Origin of the sequence: Saccharibacillus sacchari DSM 19268 (assembly GCF_000585395.1) — a bacterium.
Classification (GTDB): Bacteria; Bacillota; Bacilli; order Paenibacillales; family Paenibacillaceae; genus Saccharibacillus; species Saccharibacillus sacchari.
Genome location: NZ_KK073875.1, coordinates 3,328,483 through 3,346,575 on the forward strand (window position 1 = coordinate 3,328,483; position 18,093 = coordinate 3,346,575).

Sequence of the window (18,093 nt, forward strand, 5' to 3'; positions counted from 1 at the left end):
ACTCCTTACATATTACCTGATTAGCAGACTTTGAAACAAGCGAGCAGTAAAAGGACGCGCATGCAAAAGCGAATGTCATGCCTATTCTTTTCATACACCTTTTGCCGAGCCGGAAAACAGCTTCCGATATTGACCCGGCGTATGACCGGTTTCTTTCTTGAATTTGCGTATAAAGTTCGGTGCATCCTGATAGCCGATTCGCCCGATGATCTCTTTCAACGGTTCGTCCGTCGTCGTCAACTGCACGATTGCCGCGGCCATTCGTTTATGCCAGATATATTGAACGAAGTTCGTCCCGACCTTTTCCTTGAATGAACGGCTGAAGTACGACATGGAGATTGAATAGTTATGCGAGATCGTCTCCAGACTGAGCGAATGATCCGCGTAATGCTCATCGATATAAGCCACGATCGTATCCATCAGCGTATGGGCTTCGCATTCTTCTTTTTGTTCAATTTGCTCGCAAAGCTTGTCCACGAGTCGCAAGAAATAAGGCTCCAACTCTTCCGGCGAAGAGAACGATTCGAGCGGAGGGATGCCTCCGTGCAGATTATCGATCCCCGCTTCATTGGCCGTTTTCAGAATCGTATTGAGAATGTCAAAGCCGATACAACGCATGTAACGTGCCGAGAGTCCGGGAATCCGCAGCGTGTCCAAAGCTTCGGCTACGGAACGCGCAGCCACGTCGGCGCTTCCTTGCTTCAGGCTCTGAGTCAGCTTGAGCAACACATTTTTCGGAACCCAGTACGCTTCGCCGGAGTCCGCTGTCAGATCGCTAAAGTAAGCAATACTCGCTCCGCCGCTGCGTGTGCGCGACTCGAACGCCGAACAGGCTTCGATAAACGATTGACTGAGCCGCTGAGGTCCTGCCGAACAAGTGCCGATCCCGATTGCCGGATTCAACCGACCGATACCTTGCAGATGATCATGAACGGAGCGCGCGATTCGGTCGATCTGCTCCGTCTCGTCCAACTCTTCGAGCGGATCGAAACCGACGATCAACGCGATTTGATCCGGCTTTTGCAATTCCACGCTATGCAGCTTCGCGCCCAACTCCGGATATTCCGCTTCGGCCAGCATGGTTAGCATCAACTGCCAGTCGCGCGTCTCGTCCGTGGTTGCGCCGGGACGTTCGCGGCCAATCAGCATCGTGAAATAGCGAGTGCGGTCAAAGTCCAATCCGAACGATTGCAGCAGCTCGGGAGTCAGTTCTTCATCGCCGCCGTGGCGCAGCAGCATCAGCAGGAAATGATTGCGCGCATACGGCTCCTGCAAATCTGCCTTCGCGCTATAAGCTTGCAGCGCCGAACGAATCCGGTCCAACTCATTGCCGGGTGCCGCGTCGTGAACCGGATTGGCATCGCCCGAACGCGAAGTCGGCTTGGATTCGGCAAACTCGGACAATTGGAAAATGGGGCTATACTGCCGACGCGCCAGCAACCACGCGCCGAGTGCACCGAAAACGACGACGATCGAGAACAGCGCCGCGATAAAGGTACGAATATGCAGAACGCTGCTGAAAAACTGCGAGCTCGGCATCAGCGTCACATATTCCCAGCCATTCAGTTCGGATTTTACCGATACGACGGAATGCGGAACGCCGTCGATCGCAATGCTATGTGTTCCGGTGGATAGCGAAACAAGAGAGCCTAGCGCGTCTTCTCCCAACCCTTCCTCTTGGTTGCTTTTCACAGCCAGAACTTGTCCTTCCGAGTCGAAAATATAGGAAGAGCCTTCATACCCGCCCAGAATCGAATCGATAAGACCCGTTAGGCTGGATTCTTTAACAAAGTACATCAAGGTGCCATGCGGATTCGGGCTATTCGGAACGATCGGAACCAAATAAGCCAGCGTCGACTGCTCGAAGCCGGAACCGCGACTGACCAGATCGGCAGGGCGCATCGTCGCAAACCGTGTCTTGTTCAGATCGGTTTCGACTGTGCCGGCTTCCCAGTTGCGGAACCGGTATTTATCCGCAAACACGTCCAGATCATACATGCCTACACTGGAATAAATCCGCGGATCACCCCGGAAATACAGGAACATCTCGTCAATGATCGGACTTGCCGCTTTGTAATTCCCCAACGCGTCGATTGCCTCGAGACTGTAATACGCATCATGCACGCGATAACGACTAAGCCTCGGATCATACGCCGCGCGCGAAGCGATATCATTCAATTGCTGCAAATGAGTGTCCACGATCGTCTCGGCCTGAGTGAGTTGGTTGAGATGCGATTGTTCGATTTGCGCGCGTAAATTGGCCGCCGTATTGTGATACAACACAAACGTCAGACAGATCAGCGGAATGAGCAGAACGAACAGATAAGAGGAAATGTATTTCAGGAAGAGCCGTGATTTGAAGTAGCTCGGTTTCACCTTCATCTTCATTCTCCTTTCCCGATCCCTGTTTTGGCAGATATAAGCCGTTACCTTCTATCTAAAGTGTACGAAAGTGTGGGATTGTCGGACAATATGTAGAATTTGACCAATTATAGGGAGGCGCAGCGGCGCTGTCTTTTGCTTTTCGATATGTTGTTTTTTACTTTTGGACGGGAATAGAAAACATTAATCTTTCTTCGCGATGTGAAATTCGATTGGTTTTCCATGAAAAAACCAGTGATTCTGTAATGTATTCTAACACATTTTCCAGTCGGTGCGATTGTCAAAATTTTCGTCAGAGCCAAAACCACATATTTACGCTCTGCCTTTCGTTCTGTAAACTCGCTGTAAACCCAAATCAACGAAACGCGGAATGAAGGCAATGGAAATGCTTACAAAAAAATAGACGCACGCCATATTCAATCCGGAAATGTGACAATATCATTGAATGGGTGCATCGGAAAGGAAAAGCCATCACAAAAAAGCTTGTCAGGTAATGTGACTCTTCTATATCTTATTCTTGCCTGACCGGCCATTTAACTAACAAGGGAGTGAAGACGATGATGCACGAGGGCGCAAAAGCGGTGCTTGATCCACAAGACGTACCGGCCAAACGAAAAAGCAAAAAGTTATTCAAGAAAATCGTACGCAACTGGCAGTTGTACATCTTTATGGCTCCCGCGCTGCTGACCGTCATTATTTTCAACTATGTACCGATGTACGGTATTCAGATCGCGTTCAAAAATTACATCCCCGCGCTGGGCATGGCAGAGAGCAAGTGGGTCGGCTTCGATCATTTCACCCGGTTTTTCGAATCGTATTATTTCTGGGATCTGATGTGGAATACGCTCAGTATCAGCTTGTACGGATTGCTGGTCGGATTCCCGCTGCCGATTCTGCTCGCGCTAGCTTTCAACGAAATCCGCACGGGTCCTTTTAAAAAGACGGTCCAGACCGTTACATACGCGCCGCACTTTATCTCGATGGTCGTTATGGCGGGCATGATCATCACCTTCCTGACGCCGTCGACCGGCATGATCGTCAATCTGCTCGAAGCGATCGGAGTCACGCCGCCGAGCTTCCTGACCGATCCGCGCTGGTTCAAGACGGTCTACGTGCTATCGGATGTCTGGCAGGCTACCGGATGGGGAACGATTATTTATTTGGCCGCCCTGACCGCCGTCGATCCGGGATTGCACGAAGCGGCCATCCTCGACGGAGCATCGAGGCTTCAGCGGATTCGGCATATCAACTTCCCGGTCATTATTCCGACGATTACGATTCTGCTGATTCTGAACATGGGCGGATTGCTCGGCGTCGGTTACGAGAAAATCCTGTTGCTGCAAAACCCGCTTAATATGGAAGCTTCCGACGTCATCGCCACTTCCGTTTACCGAACCGGCTTGCTCGAAGCGCAGTACAGTTACTCGACCGCGGTCGGCTTGTTCAACTCGATCGTGAACGCGATCTTGCTGATCGTCGTCAATCAGGTGGTGCGGCGCACGAGCGAGAACAGTCTGTGGTAAGCGTGAAAAAGATGAATTCAGGGAGGGATGAAGGATGATCAGTTCGATTAAAGAAACCAAGCAGGACAAAGTCTTTCTCGCTTTCGTGTATCTGATCTTGACGGTGGCGCTCGTGATCGTCGCTTATCCGCTGATCTATATCTTGAGCGCTTCGATCAGCAATCCGACCATCGTGGCCGCCGGGGAAATGTGGCTGCTGCCGAAAGATATTACGTTTGAAGGATATCGCCGCGTGTTTCAGGATTCCAGCATCTGGAACGGTTATCTGAATACCGTCATCTATACCGTCGTCGGAACGCTGGTTAATCTGGTCGTCACGCTGCCCGCGGCTTACGCACTGAGCCGCCGCGATTTCGTCGGACGCAACCTGTTCATGATTTTGTTTATCGTAACCATGTTCTTCGGCGGCGGGTTGGTTCCTACGTATCTGGTCGTTCGCAGTCTCGGACTCGTCGACAGCATGTGGGCGTTGATCCTACCGGGGGCGACCTCGGTGTGGAACCTGATCGTGTGCCGAACCTTTTTCCAATCGTCGATTCCGAGAGAATTGCAGGAAGCGGCAGAGATCGACGGGTGCAGCAATTTCCGCCTGTACTTCCGTATCATTCTTCCGCTGTCTACCGCGCTGATCGCCGTTATGGCTCTCTTTTTCGGCGTCGGGCATTGGAACAACTACTTCTCCGCCATGATCTACCTGAACCAACAGGAAAAATATCCGCTTCAACTGGTGCTTCGGCAGATTTTGGTCCTGCAGCAGATGTCGGCGCAGGCCGGAACCATCGACGCCACCATGGCGACTTCGCTCAATAACAAAGCCGAAGTTGCCGCGCTCGTCAAATATGCCGTTATCATCGTCGCAACGCTGCCGATCATCGCGGTGTATCCGTTCCTTCAGCGTTACTTCGTGCAAGGTGTCATGATCGGCTCCGTCAAGGGCTGATTTTGCATAGCATTACATTGTCGTACTACCTGCATATCCATCAGAAAAAAGGGGAGGATTTAGGTATGAAAAAGGGACGTAAAAAAGGAGCAGTCGCATTATCCGGCTTGTTGTTGTTCTCGGTGTTGGCTTCGGCCTGTCAATCCGGAGGGTCGCCGACGGAGTCGGCAGCGGAAACAGGCGGTACGGTGAGCAAAGACGGATTCCCGATCGTCGAACAACCGATTACGCTGAGCGTGTTCGCGCCGAGCGCCGATATGGCGCCGTGGGACACCATGCCGGTCATCGAAGAGATGGAGAAGCTGTCCAATATCAAGATCGAGTTCCAGACCGCGCCGATCGACAGTTTCCCGACGAAGAAGAATCTGGTCTTCGCGAGCGGCGAACTGCCGGACATCCTCTACGCTGCGGATATCACGCCGGCCGAGCAGGTTAGCTACGGCACGCAGGGGCAACTCGTACCGCTCGAAGACTTGATCGACAATTACGCGCCCAACCTGAAAAAAATCCTCGACGAAAACCCGAACGTGCGCAAATCGATCACGACGACGGACGGTCATATCTACGCGCTGCCGTTTATCGACACGACAGCGGTCTGGTACCGCGGCCCGATGTGGTACAACGGCGAATTCCTGGAAACGCTGGGCGTGGAAGAGCCGAAAACGACGGACGAGCTGTACGACTATCTGAAACGCGTCAAAACCGAAGATCCGAACGGCAACGGCCAGGCTGACGAAATCCCGTTGACTTCGGTCAAGCTGGACGATCTGCGCATGTTCTTCCTCGGCTTCTGGGGAATCTATAACGAAGTGTATTACGCGGACAAAGACGGCAAAGTCCACTACACGCCGCAGGAAGAAGGCTACAAAGGCTATCTGACTTTCCTGAACAAGCTGTGGAACGAAGACCTGCTGGATCACGAGACGTTCTCGCAAACCGATGAGCAGAAAAAAGCCAAAGGCGCGAAAAACCAACTGGCGCTGTTCAGCGACTTCTATCCGTACTTCACGCTCGGCGGAACTGAAGAAACCATGCAAGATCCGATGATGACGCCGGTGAGCAGCGAAATCGCGGATACGCCGGTTTACGGCAAACATCCGGGCATGTCTTCCAACGGCACGTTCGCGATCTCGGTCACGAATCCGAGTCCGGAAGCCAGCATGCGCTGGATCGATTATCAATACGGATATGACGGCGCGACGCTGTGGACGCAAGGACCGAAAGGCATGATGTGGGATTACGTAGACGAAGCCACGCACGAGAAAAAGTATCTCGAAGTGCCGAACGGCGGCGACCGCGAGGAATTCCGCGCGACGCTGACGCCGAACTACGGCATCGTGACGCCGGGCGTCAATATCCCGGATCTGACCAACGGCCTGCGCAGCGAAGTGGAAGACTGGGTCGTGCAGCAAAACGAAGAAAAACTCGTGCCGATCGCCAAAATCCCGTTCCCGAACGTGTATCTGACCAACGACGCGCAAACGGAAGTGTCCGCGCTGCTGTCCGATCTGAACACGTACGTGGAACAAATGGAAGCGAAATTCGTTACCGGGCAAGAACCGCTGAGCAACTGGGATGCCTATGTGGCGCAGCTGAAAAAAATGGGCAGCGACCGCATCGTGGAAATCTATCAAGAAGCCTACGATCAGTGGAACAGCGAAAACGCGCAGTAAACCGTCCGTAATGGATAAAAAACATGCGGCAGGCGTCGTTTGAAATGAAAAAACGGCGCTTCGTCTAAGAAGTGAATCGAAGAAGCGAAAGATGAAGCGGGAGAGCCCGTTTTCGTTTTTCGCTTCTCGTTTTATCAAGGAGGCTAATCCCGAAATGACGGATATCAAAGTGACGGAAGCAACATCGGAAAACGAAGAAACGGTCGTTCACGAAGGCGTGCACAATTACAGCAGCGAAGACGAATGGGTCAAGCCGGAAGATCCTTTGATTTTAGAGCGGCTGGAATGGTTCAAAGACCAGAAGCTGGGGCTGATGATGCACTGGGGACCGTATTCGCAGCTCGGCGTAGTGGAATCGTGGGCGCTGAGCGACGGAGACGCGGATTGGGCGAGAGACTGTATCGACTGGGGCGTGGAAGGCGAAGAGTTGAAGCGCGAATATTTCGATCTCGACAAAACGTTTAACCCGATTCGGTTCCAGCCGGAACTGTGGGCCGATCTGGCCGCGGAAGGCGGGTTCAAATATTTGACGTTTACGACCAAGCATCACGACGGGTTCTGCATGTGGGATACGCATACGACGGATTACCGCATCACCGGGCCGGAGACGCCGTTCCATCGGCACAAATACGCGGATATCTGCCGGAATCTGTTCGATGCGTTCCGCTCCAGAGGGCTTGCGATCTCGACTTATTTCTCCAAAGCGGATTGGCATACGAAAGACTACTGGGCCCCCGGCATGGAGCGCGGCGAAAAAATGTGGCGCGGCCCGTCTTACGATCCGAAAGAGTACCCGTGGCTGTGGGAAAAGTTCGTTCAATTCACGCATGAGCAGATTACCGAGCTGATGACGCGTTACGGACGGATCGACATGCTGTGGCTGGACGCGGGCTGGGTCAACGAGCGCAGCGGTCAGGATATCCGGCTCGGCGAGCTGGTCGATAATATCCGCCGCGAGCATCAACCGTGGCTGTTGTCGGCCGACCGTACCGTAGGTGGAGCCTACGAAAATATCATCACGCCGGAGCAAACGCTGCCGGAGCGTCCGCTAAACGTGCCGTGGGAAAGCTGCATCACGATGGGCACTTCGTTTTCGTTCAATTATGAAGATCGCTACAAAAGCGTGCGCGAACTGGTGCATCTGCTGGTCGAGATCGTGGCAAAAGGCGGCAATCTCGCGCTTAACGTCGGGCCTCAGCCGGACGGGCGTTTGCCGCAGGCGGCGATCCAAGGCATGAAAGGATTGGGAGCCTGGCTGAAGGTGAACGGCGAAGCCATCTACGGGACGCGAATCTGCGAGCCTTACGTGTCCGAGGATAAAACCATTCAATTTACGCGCAAAGGCGACATTGTGTACGCGATCCGGTTGTACGGGGAACATGAAGCCGTAGAAACCGAACTTGCTATTCCGGTAATCGGCGAGTTCAAGCGGGCTTCGTTGGTCGGAACGGACGGCGAACTGCCGATGCGCGGCACGGACGCGGGCGTAATCGTGACGCTGCCGGAATCGATGGGTACAGACGGCACGCCGATCGCGTTGGCCATTCGTTTGGAATAGCAAGCAAGCTTGAGCAGACAGTTGAACAGGAGGCATACACATGAACTTAAGCGGAATGCCGGAACCGGCGATTCCTTTTGCGCCGTTGTCGTATCTCTGCAAACGTGCGCCGGGCAAGCTTGAACTGGACGGCCGCCTGGACAAAACGTTCTGGGACGACGCGCCGTGGACGGAAGACTTCGTCGATATTGAAGGCGATCTGAAGCCGAAGCCCTGGAAACGGACGCGAGTCAAAATGCTGTGGGACGACGAATATTTTTATTTCGGCGCGGAATTGGAAGAAGACGAGATTTGGGCAACGTTGACGGAACGGGAATCGGTCATTTTTTACGACAACGACTTCGAGATTTTTATCGATCCCGACGGCGACACGCATCAATATTACGAGTTCGAGATCAACGCGTTGAATACGGTATGGGATCTGATGCTGGTCACGCCTTATCGCGACGGGGGCCCGTCTGTAAACGGCTGGGATATCCGTGGTTTACGGACGGCGGTACATATCGACGGCAAACTGAACGATCCGGACGCGGACAATCGGAGCTGGAGCGTAGAAGTCGCGATGCCGTGGAACATTTTGCGCGAATGCGCGGAAGGGCAACAACCGCCGCAAGCCGGACAATCTTGGCGGGTGAACTTTTCGCGGGTCCAATGGCAGGTCGAAAAGGAGCAAGGCGCTTATCGGAAAAAGATCAATCCCGAGACTGGGCGTCCGTTTCCCGAAGACAATTGGGTCTGGTCGCCGCAAGGCGTGATCAATATGCACTATCCGGAAATGTGGGGATTCGTGCAGTTTGCGGGAGAAGAGATGTCCGGCGGCGCCGAGCCGCCGTTCGAACTTCCGGCCGACGAGCGCGTGAAGTGGAAGTTGCGTCGTCTCTATTACCGCCAACGGAATCACTATGAACGCTTCGGGAAATTCGCGGCCGAGCTGGCTCCGCTGTTGGAAGACGGCGACGAAGGCGGCGAACTTGCGGCATGGGGAGATTCGGCTCAAGCGCCGTTGATCGAGACAACCACGAATTCGTTCCGGATCCGGGCCGCGTCGGCGAACGGAAGCGGAGCATACTGGATACGCGAAGACGGAAAACTATGGAAGGAGTGAATCGGCGATGAAAACGGGCGAAAGCAAGCCGGAGATCGGACGAAGCTCAAGCGTGAAAGATTCGGACTGGGAGCAATCGAACGCGCGGGACAATGCCGGCGCGACAAACGGTATTTTTTCGCTGACTCCCGAACGGCTTGACGCGATCAACGAAGCGTTCGAGCAGCGGAGGGAATTGGCGGCGGCGCGAGATGATGAACTGTTCGGCGTATTGGAACAGGTTGCGGACGACGAAGAACGTCTGGCGTTGATTTTCCTGTACGCGCATATGCCGATCAACGATCTGGCCGATTATGACGGGCAGTTATTTTTGAGCCATGTTCGGCACGCCCTGCATATGCGTAATGCGATGCCTTGGGGAGCCGACGTGCCGGACGAATTGTTTTTGCATTACGTGCTGCCGCCGCGCATCAACAACGAACGGATCGAAGATTATCGCGGCATTATCGCAGATCAGTTGACCGAGCGCGTTTGTTCGTTGTCGATGAGCGAAGCCATACTGGAGACCAATTATTGGTGTTATGAAAAAGCGACGTATACCGGCAGCGATGCGCGAACCATTTCGCCGCTCGGCATGATCGTCAGCGCCAAAGGACGCTGCGGCGAAGAATCAACGCTTACGACCGCTGCGCTGCGCAGTATAGGCATACCCGCGCGTCAGTGCTACACGCCGCGCTGGGCGCATGTCGATGACAACCATGCCTGGGTAGAAGCGTGGGCGGACGGCAAGTGGCATTTTATCGGGGCTTGCGAACCGGAAGCCCAGCTCGACAAAGGCTGGTTCGACGCCCCGGCCCGCCGGGCGATGCTGGTCCATACCCGGGTTCCGGCCGGATACGACGGACCCGAGCCGGTCACCTATACGGACGGGTCGCACACCGAAATCAATCTGCTGGCAAATTATGCGCCGGTGCGGAAGCTGCTTGTGCAGGTATCGGATGCTGACGGTCGGCCTGCCGCCGAAGCCGAAGTGCAGTTTCAGATTTACAACTATGCGGAGCTGCACCCGATCGCTTCGGTGCGAACGGATGATAACGGCGAAGCCGCATTTCTGACCGGATACGGCGATCTGGTCGTGCGCGCGGCGTCGAAAGGCACTTGGGCGGAAGCTTGGATCAAAGGCAGCGAGGAGAAGTCTGCAGAACAGCAGATCGCGCTGACACTGAATCGAAACGGACAACCGGAAGGCATAATCGATTTCGATCTGACGCCGCCGAAAGAGATTCCTCCTCCGGCAGATCGCGAAACGCTGAGCGAACAAGCGTTAGAGATCCACCGCCGGCGCACGGCTGAAGGCGAGCAGATACGCAATGCTTACGAATCCACTTTTATCGGCGAAGAGCAAGCCGGGACAATGGCAGGGCGATGGGGACTGGAACCGGACCGTTTGCTTAAAGTGTTGGGCGACGCGCGGGGAAATCACGGCGAAATTGCGGCTTTTCTGGACAAATATGTGCCCGAGCACGGCGAATGGCCGCTGCGATTGCTGGAAAGCCTGACTGCCAAAGACATGATCGATATAGGGCAACAAACATTAGAGGACCATCTGCTTGGCGGTCTGCAAGCTTTGCGCGATTGCGAACAAAATTATCGCGGCGAACTTTTCGTTGCGGAAGTGTTCTGCCCGCGCGTGCGGTGGGAACGCCTGGCTCCGTACCGTAAGAAGCTGCGAGCCGCTTTTGCGATCGCGGAGCAGGAGCAATTTCGGGCCGATCCGCAATTGTTGGCCCGGCGGATCGCGGACGCGTGGAGCGTGCGCGACGATCTGACGCCCGTACCCGGCAAAGCGTCGCCGTTCGGGACTTTTGCATTGAGAGCGGGAGATCGGGAGTCGGTCGAAATTTTGCTGGTGGCGCTTTGCCGCAGCATCGGCATCCCGTCCCGGCTGCATCCCGCAACGCAGCGGCCGCAGGCAATGGCAGACGGGGCATGGATCGACCTCGAGCGTCCGGTCTCAGCTTTCAACAGCGACATGAAAGCGGGCGAGCCGGAAGCTGAAGCATTGAAGACTGCGACAGGCAACCCTTCGAACAAGGAGTCAGTCTCGATGCTCGGCACGTTACGTCTGCTGCCGAATATCGAAAATTCGGATACGGCCGTCGCAGTCGAAGCTTCTTATCGGGAAAACTTCACCCTGGCCCGTCTGGAGAACGGATTGTATGCGACCTTGAATTATCCGTTTCGTAAAAAAGACGTGCATGCGCAGCCGTTTGAGCTGGAAGCGGGCGAATACCGGATGACGACAGGCATTCGTTTGCAAAATGGCCGCGTGCTTGGACGGATGTTCGATTTCGTGATCGGGCCTGAACGCGAAACGACGCTTGCTCCAATCTTCCGGCAGCCTGAAGAAGTCGTTCCGGTGCTCGGAATCGCCCCCGACATTTCTCGCTTGACTCTTCGGGACGGGACCGCGTCTGCGCTGTCCGATCTTGTCGGCAGCGATGGCGCACTGGTGGCTTGGATCGATTACCGCTTGGAGCCGACCCGTCACCTGCTGCGCGAGGCTGGCGAAATGAAAGCGGAGCTGGAAGCGGCAAACGTGCCGTTGGTGTTCATCGTCAGCGATCAAGCGGTCGATATGGACGAGATTATGCCGTTTATTCCCAAGCCGCTGCCGACAGGAGCAATCTTTGCTTATGATGCGTCCGGCGCAGGCTTGGAGACAATGAGTACTGTTTGTCCGCCTCCGGGCAAGGAATATCCGCATCTTTTTGTGTTAGACGCGCAGCGGCATATCCGCTACGCCGAATCCGGCTATAAGCCCGGCAGCTGCCGCGAAGCGTTGAGCGTTTTGCTTACGGTTCGCGATTAGCAGGCAATCCTTACTACTTCATGGAAAAGAGGAAATGACATGACCGGCTCCCTATCTGCGCAAGACCCAAATTCAAATGTTGTTCGTACGGTCGGTTACGTCGGCCATAACGATCTCCCGGATCTCGACACGGAAGACCTGCTCAAGCTGACCCATATCAATATCGCTTTCGGTCATGTGGGCAACGACGCGATCGTGACCGACCATTTGAATAATATGACCGAAATCGCCCGCCTCAGAAAAGAACATCCGAGTATCCTGATCCTGTTGTCGGTCGGCGGTTGGAGCGCGGGCGGATTCTCTGAAGCAGCCTCCACCGAAGCCGGACGCCGCCGCATGGCTGAATCCTCGCTGGCTGCGATCGATGCCTATGACTTGGACGGGATCGATCTCGACTGGGAATATCCGTGCTACGGCGAAGCCGGAATCGGAGCCGACCCGGCCGATCGCGAAAACTTCACGCATTTGCTGCGAAGTATCCGTGAAGCGTTCGACGCGCGCGGCGCCGTTGACGACCGGCATTATTTGCTGACGATCGCGGCGGGGGCGGATCAGTATTATATCGACGGCACGCATATGGACGAAGCGCAGCAATACCTCGATTACGTTCAGTTGATGACCTACGATATGCGCGGAGGTTTCCAGGTGCTGACCGGACATCATACCAATCTGCATACGCCGACTGGCGATTTGTTCCGCATCAGCGTCGAAGCATCGGTCAACTTGTTTGTGCATGCTGGCGTACCGAGATCGAAGATCGTGATCGGCGCGGCTTTTTATTCCCGGATGTGGAAAGGCGTGCCGAACGTGAATAACGGTCTGCATCAGATGGCGGCGACAAGCGGCGGTTACGGTCCGGAATTCACGGAGCTGCACGACGATTATATCGACCGGAACGGTTTTCGCCGATATTGGGACGATGAAGCCAAAGCGCCTTATCTTTACGACGGAGGAACGCAAGACGCCGGTACCTTTATTACCTATGACGACAAAGAGTCGATTCATTGGAAATGCCGTTACGTTATTCAAGAAGGTTTGGGCGGCGTGATGTTCTGGGAATATCGCTGCGATCGTACAGGATTGCTGCTGGAAGCTATCCGTGCAGGATTAGCCAGCGGGGAAAAAGCGGCCCCGTCCGTATCTTGATGAGAGTGCAACGTAAAACTTTTGAGTAAAAAGGATCGGAATATCGGCGATTATGGACAAGTTTCTTTTCTATCGCTACAATCGAATACAATGTCAGACAACCCGGCTTCCGAAAGCCGGGTTGTCGGCATGCGTAAAACGCGGAAGCGGACGCTTATTGGATGATCTGCGTCTGCCGCAAACGATAATTATCCCGATTTGCGCATAAACTTTCATTATGTTAACTAACCTGCCGCAAAACGAAAAACTTTTTACATTTGATCTGGTGATTATTTCTTAAACTCGTTATACTGGAAAAATAGTTCGTACATCAGAGGAGGAAATGCATTGACGACCTTTCAACAGTTTGACTACGTACGCCCAAATATTGACCAGTTGAAGATTAATTTTAAGGAATTGATCGCCAAGTTCGAAGCCGCAGGGAGCGTTGGGGAGCAAGAGTCTGTCATGCACGAGATTAATGCGCTGCGCAACAGCTTTGACACGCAGCACCAGCTCGTCAGCATTCGCCATTCGATCGACACTACCGACGAGTTTTACAAAAACGAGCAGGATTTCATGGACGAAGTCGGCCCGGTCGTGCAGGAGTACATATCCGATTACTACCGCGCGCTGACGACCTCGAAATTCCGCGGCGAGTTGGAAAGCAAATGGGGCACGCAGCTGTTCGCGTTGGCCGAAAGCGCGATCCGCACGTTCAGCCCGGAGATCATCGAAGATCTTCAGCTCGAAAACAAACTGTCCACCGAATACGATCAGCTGATCGCATCGGCGAAAATTCCGTTCGAAGGCGAAGAGCGCACGCTGCCGCAGCTGCTGCCGTTCGAATTGTCGACGGATCGCGATATGCGCAAACGCGCGTCGGAAGCCCGCTTCGGTTTCCTGAACGAAAAAGAATCGGAACTGGACCGCATCTACGACGAGCTGGTCAAAGTCCGTACCAAAATCGCGAAAAAACTCGGCTACCCAAGCTTCGTCGAGATGGGTTACGACCGCATGATGCGCACCGACTACAACGCCGAGATGGTCGCGAACTTCCGCAAGCAAGTGCAAGAAGAGATCGTGCCTGTAGCGACTCGTTTGCGCAAGCGTCAAGAAGCACGGATCGGCGTCGACACGCTGCGTTATTACGATAACGGCTTCAGCTTCAAGAGCGGCAACGCCACGCCGAAAGGCGACCCGGACTGGATCGTCAAAAACGGCGAAGACATGTACAAAGAGCTGGCGCCGGAAACGGACGAGTTTTTCCAATTCATGCTGAAAAACGACTTGATGGATTTGGTGAGCAAAAAAGGCAAAGCGGGCGGCGGTTACTGCACGTACCTGCCGGATTACAAAGCGCCGTTCATTTTCTCGAACTTCAACGGCACTTCCGGCGATATCGACGTGTTGACGCACGAAGCGGGACACGCGTTCCAAGTGTATTCCAGCCGCGGTCACGAAGTGCCGGAATACTTGTGGCCGACGTATGAATCCGCCGAGATCCATTCCATGAGCATGGAGTTCTTCACTTGGCCGTGGATGGAGAAATTCTTCAAGGAAGATACCGATAAGTACCGCTTCGACCATTTGGCTTCGAGCCTGCTGTTTATTCCTTACGGCGTCTCGGTCGACGAATTCCAGCATTTCGTGTACGCCAACCCGGACGCGACGCCGGACGAGCGTAAAACGGCTTGGAGAGAGATCGAGAAGAAATACCTGCCGCACCTGAACTACGAAGGCAACGATTACCTGGAGCGCGGCGGTTTCTGGCAAAAGCAAGGCCATATTTACGGCGCGCCGTTCTATTATATCGATTACACGCTGGCTCAGCTCTGCGCGTTCCAATTCTGGAAGCGTTCGAGAGAAGACTTCGAAGCGGCATGGAAAGATTATATTCACCTGTGCGGTCTGGGCGGCACGCAATCCTTCACCGGACTTGTCAAGGAAGCCGGCCTGATTTCCCCGTTCGAAGACGGCTGCGTATCCTCCGTGATCGGGACGATCGAAGAATGGCTGAACAGCGTGGACGACAAAGCGCTGTAAAAAGAATTCGACCGATCACGTCAAAGAAACGCGAGTATGAGCCTGTTCGAGAAATCCGCCTTAACCGACAAAACTGCTGTTCACCGAGTGTGGACGGCAGTTTTTTACATAAGCTTATCCGCGTCAAATGAACAGAAGAGGAGTGCGAAAAAATGAAGCAGTCGTTTCACGATTTTCCGTATGTTCGTCCCGATATCGAGGCTGTCGGTCGGGACTTCCAAGCCGCGATAACCGCTTTCGAATCTGCCGAGAACGTCGAGGAGCAGATCGTTGCCAATCGCGAATACAACGAGCTGTATTCGGCAATCGCGACGCAGGTCATGTTGGTCAATATTCGGCATTCGATTGATACGACCGACGCTTTTTATCAAGAAGAGAAAGCGTTCATGGACCGCAACATCCCGATCGTGCAGCAGATGGAAGCGGCTTATCATCGGGCGTTGATTGCTTCGAAATTCCGGCCTCAGCTTGAAAAATTGTGGGGGACGCAGCTTTTTGCCCTGGCCGATGCTTCGAGCCGTACGTTCGATCCGGCAATCATCGAAGAACTTCAGCGTGAAAACGAGCTGTCGACGAAATATCAAATGTTGATCGCGTCGGCGAAAATTCCGTTCGAAGGCGAAGAGCGCACATTGATGCAGCTGATGCCGTTCGAATTGTCGACCGACCGCGCGATGCGGAAAAAAGCTTCTGAAGCGCGTTATGCGTTCATGGAGGAACACGAAGCCGAATTCGACGGAATCTACGACGAGCTGGTCAAAGTCCGCACGGGAATGGCCCGCAAGTTGGGGTATCCGAGTTATGTGGAAATGGGCTATGACCGGATGAAGCGAACGGATTACGATGCCGGGATGGTAGCCAATTTCCGTAAACAAGTATTGGACGAGATCGTGCCCGCGGCAACTTCCTTGCGCAATCGTCAGCAGCAACGAATCGGCGTCGACACGCTGCGTTATTACGATAACGCGTTCAGCTTCGAAAGCGGAAATGCCACCCCGAAAGGCGACGCGGATTGGATCGTGCAAAACGGCGAACAGATGTATCGGGAGATGTCGCCGGAGACGGACGAGTTTTTCCAATTCATGCTGCAAAACGACCTGATGGATCTGGTGAGCAAAAAAGGCAAAGCGGGCGGCGGTTACTGCACGATGCTGTTCGATTATAAAGCGCCGTTCATTTTTTCCAACTTCAACGGAACCTCGGCGGATATCGACGTGCTGACGCACGAGGCGGGACACGGCTTCCAGGACTACCGCAGCCGGGAGTTCGAAAATAAAGCGTATTGCTTCCCGACCATGGAGTCCGCCGAGATCCATTCCATGAGCATGGAGTTTTTCGCTTGGCCGTGGATGGAGAAGTTCTTCGAAGAAGATACCGACAAGTACCTGTTCAATCATCTTGCAAGCGCGCTTCAATTCATTCCGTACGGCGTTTCGGTCGACGAATTCCAGCATTTCGTGTACGGCAACCCCGACGCGACGCCGGAAGAGCGCAAAAAGGCGTGGCGGGATATCGAGAACAAATACCTGCCGCATCTGAATTACGAAGGCAGCGATTATTTGGAGCGGGGCGGCTTCTGGCATAGGCAAAGCCATATTTTCACCGCGCCGTTTTATTACATCGATTACACGCTGGCGCAAATCTGCGCGTTCCAGTTCTGGAAACGTTCGAGGGAAGACCGCGAAGCGGCTTGGGCGGATTACGTGCATCTCTGCGGTCTCGGCGGCAGCTTGTCGTTCACGAACCTGGTTCGCGAAGCGGGCTTGATCTCGCCGTTCGAGGACGGCTGCGTATCGTCCGTGATCGGACAGATCGAAGAGTGGTTGAACGGAGTCGACGATCGCGCGCTGTAGAGATTCAAAAGCTAACAAGGAAAAGGATGAAGCCGAATGTTTCGGTCTCATCCTTTTTCTGCATGATCGATTATGACAGAGGCACTGACGTTGCTTGCTTGCGAAAATCCTGCGGCGTATGTCCCGTATGTTTGTGGAAAACATAAGCAAAGTAGCTCGCGGATTGAAAGCCGCACGCAATGGCTACTTCGGATACGGGGCGATTCGTTTCTTTGAGCAGGTCGCAGCTTTTTTGGATGCGGTATTGAACGAGATAATTGTTCGGCGTGAGGCGAAGATGCTTCTTGAACAGCTCGCAGCAGCGGCTGCGGCACACCGACCCGGCTGCCGCGATGTCGTCGGTGCTGAGCTTGAATTCGTAATGCCGATGAATATAGTCCGTCATGTCGTGAATGATGGCAAGATGACGATTGTCGATAGACTCGCTCGACTTTTCTTGAATATGGTCAGCAATACAGGCGCATAAATAAGAACAACGGGAGATCAGATGCAGCAAATTCCCGGAATTGCGTTTCATTTGTTCATTGATATCGATTAATAGGTTAATAATCTCCTGCTGCCAAGCGATTTGCGCGGATAAATGCAAAAAGTCGTCCGCATTCAATCCGAATTTTTGATTCAAAAAAGTTTTGCCTGCCGAAGTGTGCTCGCCCAATAAAGTCGGATGCACGGTAACGATGACATGCGAACAGTTGCCGCTATCGGCAAAAAATCCGCGATGCAGCCTTTTGCTGTTCACGAAGATCGCATTTCCTTCCTCGACGCGAACGGACTGGTCATTGACCATATAATTCATGGAGCCTTCAACAATCAATAAAAACTCCAGATCGGCATGCCAGTGGTAAGCAAACGCGTTCAAATCACGAACCCTCACCGATCCCTCGTAAACGCATACGGGAAAACCGGGCAGATTATAAGAAAGCTTTTCGGATAGGTCCGAAGAAATTTGAAGCGATTCGACCATATAAAAGTCCCTCTCTTGAAAAAAATACAATATTGATAGTGAAATAGACTATTTTTAGCGCGAAATCAATAATTTTATTATACAATTTCGATAATCGAATATGAAATAAAAT

General features: G+C 53.6%; 11 protein-coding genes. 9 read left to right on the plus strand and 2 right to left on the minus strand.

Features of this window, described 5'->3' with window-relative positions; translation table 11 throughout:
* Positions 1-90 precede the first annotated feature (90 nt).
* Positions 91-2,382 (minus strand): helix-turn-helix domain-containing protein, encoded by a 2,292-nt coding sequence (locus SACSAC_RS14110; protein ID WP_245608641.1) that lies wholly within the window; start codon positions 2,380-2,382, stop codon positions 91-93.
* Positions 2,383-2,942: 560 nt separating this feature from the next.
* On the opposite strand from SACSAC_RS14110, the gene SACSAC_RS14115 reads away from it, so the two are divergent.
* From SACSAC_RS14115 to SACSAC_RS14155, 9 genes are all read left to right on the plus strand, one after another.
* Positions 2,943-3,905, plus strand: coding sequence for an ABC transporter permease (locus SACSAC_RS14115; RefSeq protein WP_037292839.1), 963 nt, complete (start codon positions 2,943-2,945; stop codon positions 3,903-3,905).
* A 34-nt stretch (positions 3,906-3,939) separates the two neighbouring features.
* Positions 3,940-4,845, plus strand: coding sequence for a carbohydrate ABC transporter permease (locus SACSAC_RS14120; protein ID WP_037287469.1), 906 nt, complete (start codon positions 3,940-3,942; stop codon positions 4,843-4,845).
* Positions 4,846-4,910: 65 nt separating this feature from the next.
* Positions 4,911-6,518 (plus strand): type 2 periplasmic-binding domain-containing protein, encoded by a 1,608-nt coding sequence (locus SACSAC_RS14125; protein ID WP_037287472.1) that lies wholly within the window; start codon positions 4,911-4,913, stop codon positions 6,516-6,518.
* Positions 6,519-6,672: 154 nt separating this feature from the next.
* Positions 6,673-8,076: an alpha-L-fucosidase gene (locus SACSAC_RS14130; protein WP_037287475.1), complete on the plus strand. Its 1,404-nt coding sequence runs from the start codon at positions 6,673-6,675 to the stop codon at positions 8,074-8,076.
* 40 nt (positions 8,077-8,116) lie between these two features.
* Complete coding sequence (locus tag SACSAC_RS14135) at positions 8,117-9,181, plus strand: carbohydrate-binding family 9-like protein (protein ID WP_037287478.1); 1,065 nt, start codon at positions 8,117-8,119, stop codon at positions 9,179-9,181.
* A gap of 7 nt (positions 9,182-9,188) precedes the next feature.
* Entirely contained in the window at positions 9,189-11,993 is a 2,805-nt protein-coding gene (locus SACSAC_RS14140) for a transglutaminase domain-containing protein (RefSeq protein WP_084778070.1), read from the plus strand.
* Positions 11,994-12,032: 39 nt separating this feature from the next.
* Positions 12,033-13,139 (plus strand): glycoside hydrolase family 18 protein, encoded by a 1,107-nt coding sequence (locus tag SACSAC_RS14145; RefSeq protein ID WP_051507121.1) that lies wholly within the window; start codon positions 12,033-12,035, stop codon positions 13,137-13,139.
* A 327-nt stretch (positions 13,140-13,466) separates the two neighbouring features.
* On the plus strand, positions 13,467-15,164 hold the full coding sequence (locus SACSAC_RS14150) for a M3 family oligoendopeptidase (RefSeq protein WP_037287481.1): 1,698 nt from the start codon (positions 13,467-13,469) through the stop codon (positions 15,162-15,164).
* 152 nt (positions 15,165-15,316) lie between these two features.
* Positions 15,317-17,017, plus strand: coding sequence for a M3 family oligoendopeptidase (locus SACSAC_RS14155; protein ID WP_037287484.1), 1,701 nt, complete (start codon positions 15,317-15,319; stop codon positions 17,015-17,017).
* Positions 17,018-17,087: 70 nt separating this feature from the next.
* Here SACSAC_RS14155 and SACSAC_RS14160 read toward each other — a convergent pair whose 3' ends face one another.
* Positions 17,088-17,981 carry a helix-turn-helix domain-containing protein gene (locus SACSAC_RS14160; protein ID WP_037287486.1) on the minus strand — a complete coding sequence of 298 codons (894 nt, stop codon included), beginning with the start codon at positions 17,979-17,981 and terminating at the stop codon, positions 17,088-17,090.
* Positions 17,982-18,093 lie beyond the last annotated feature (112 nt).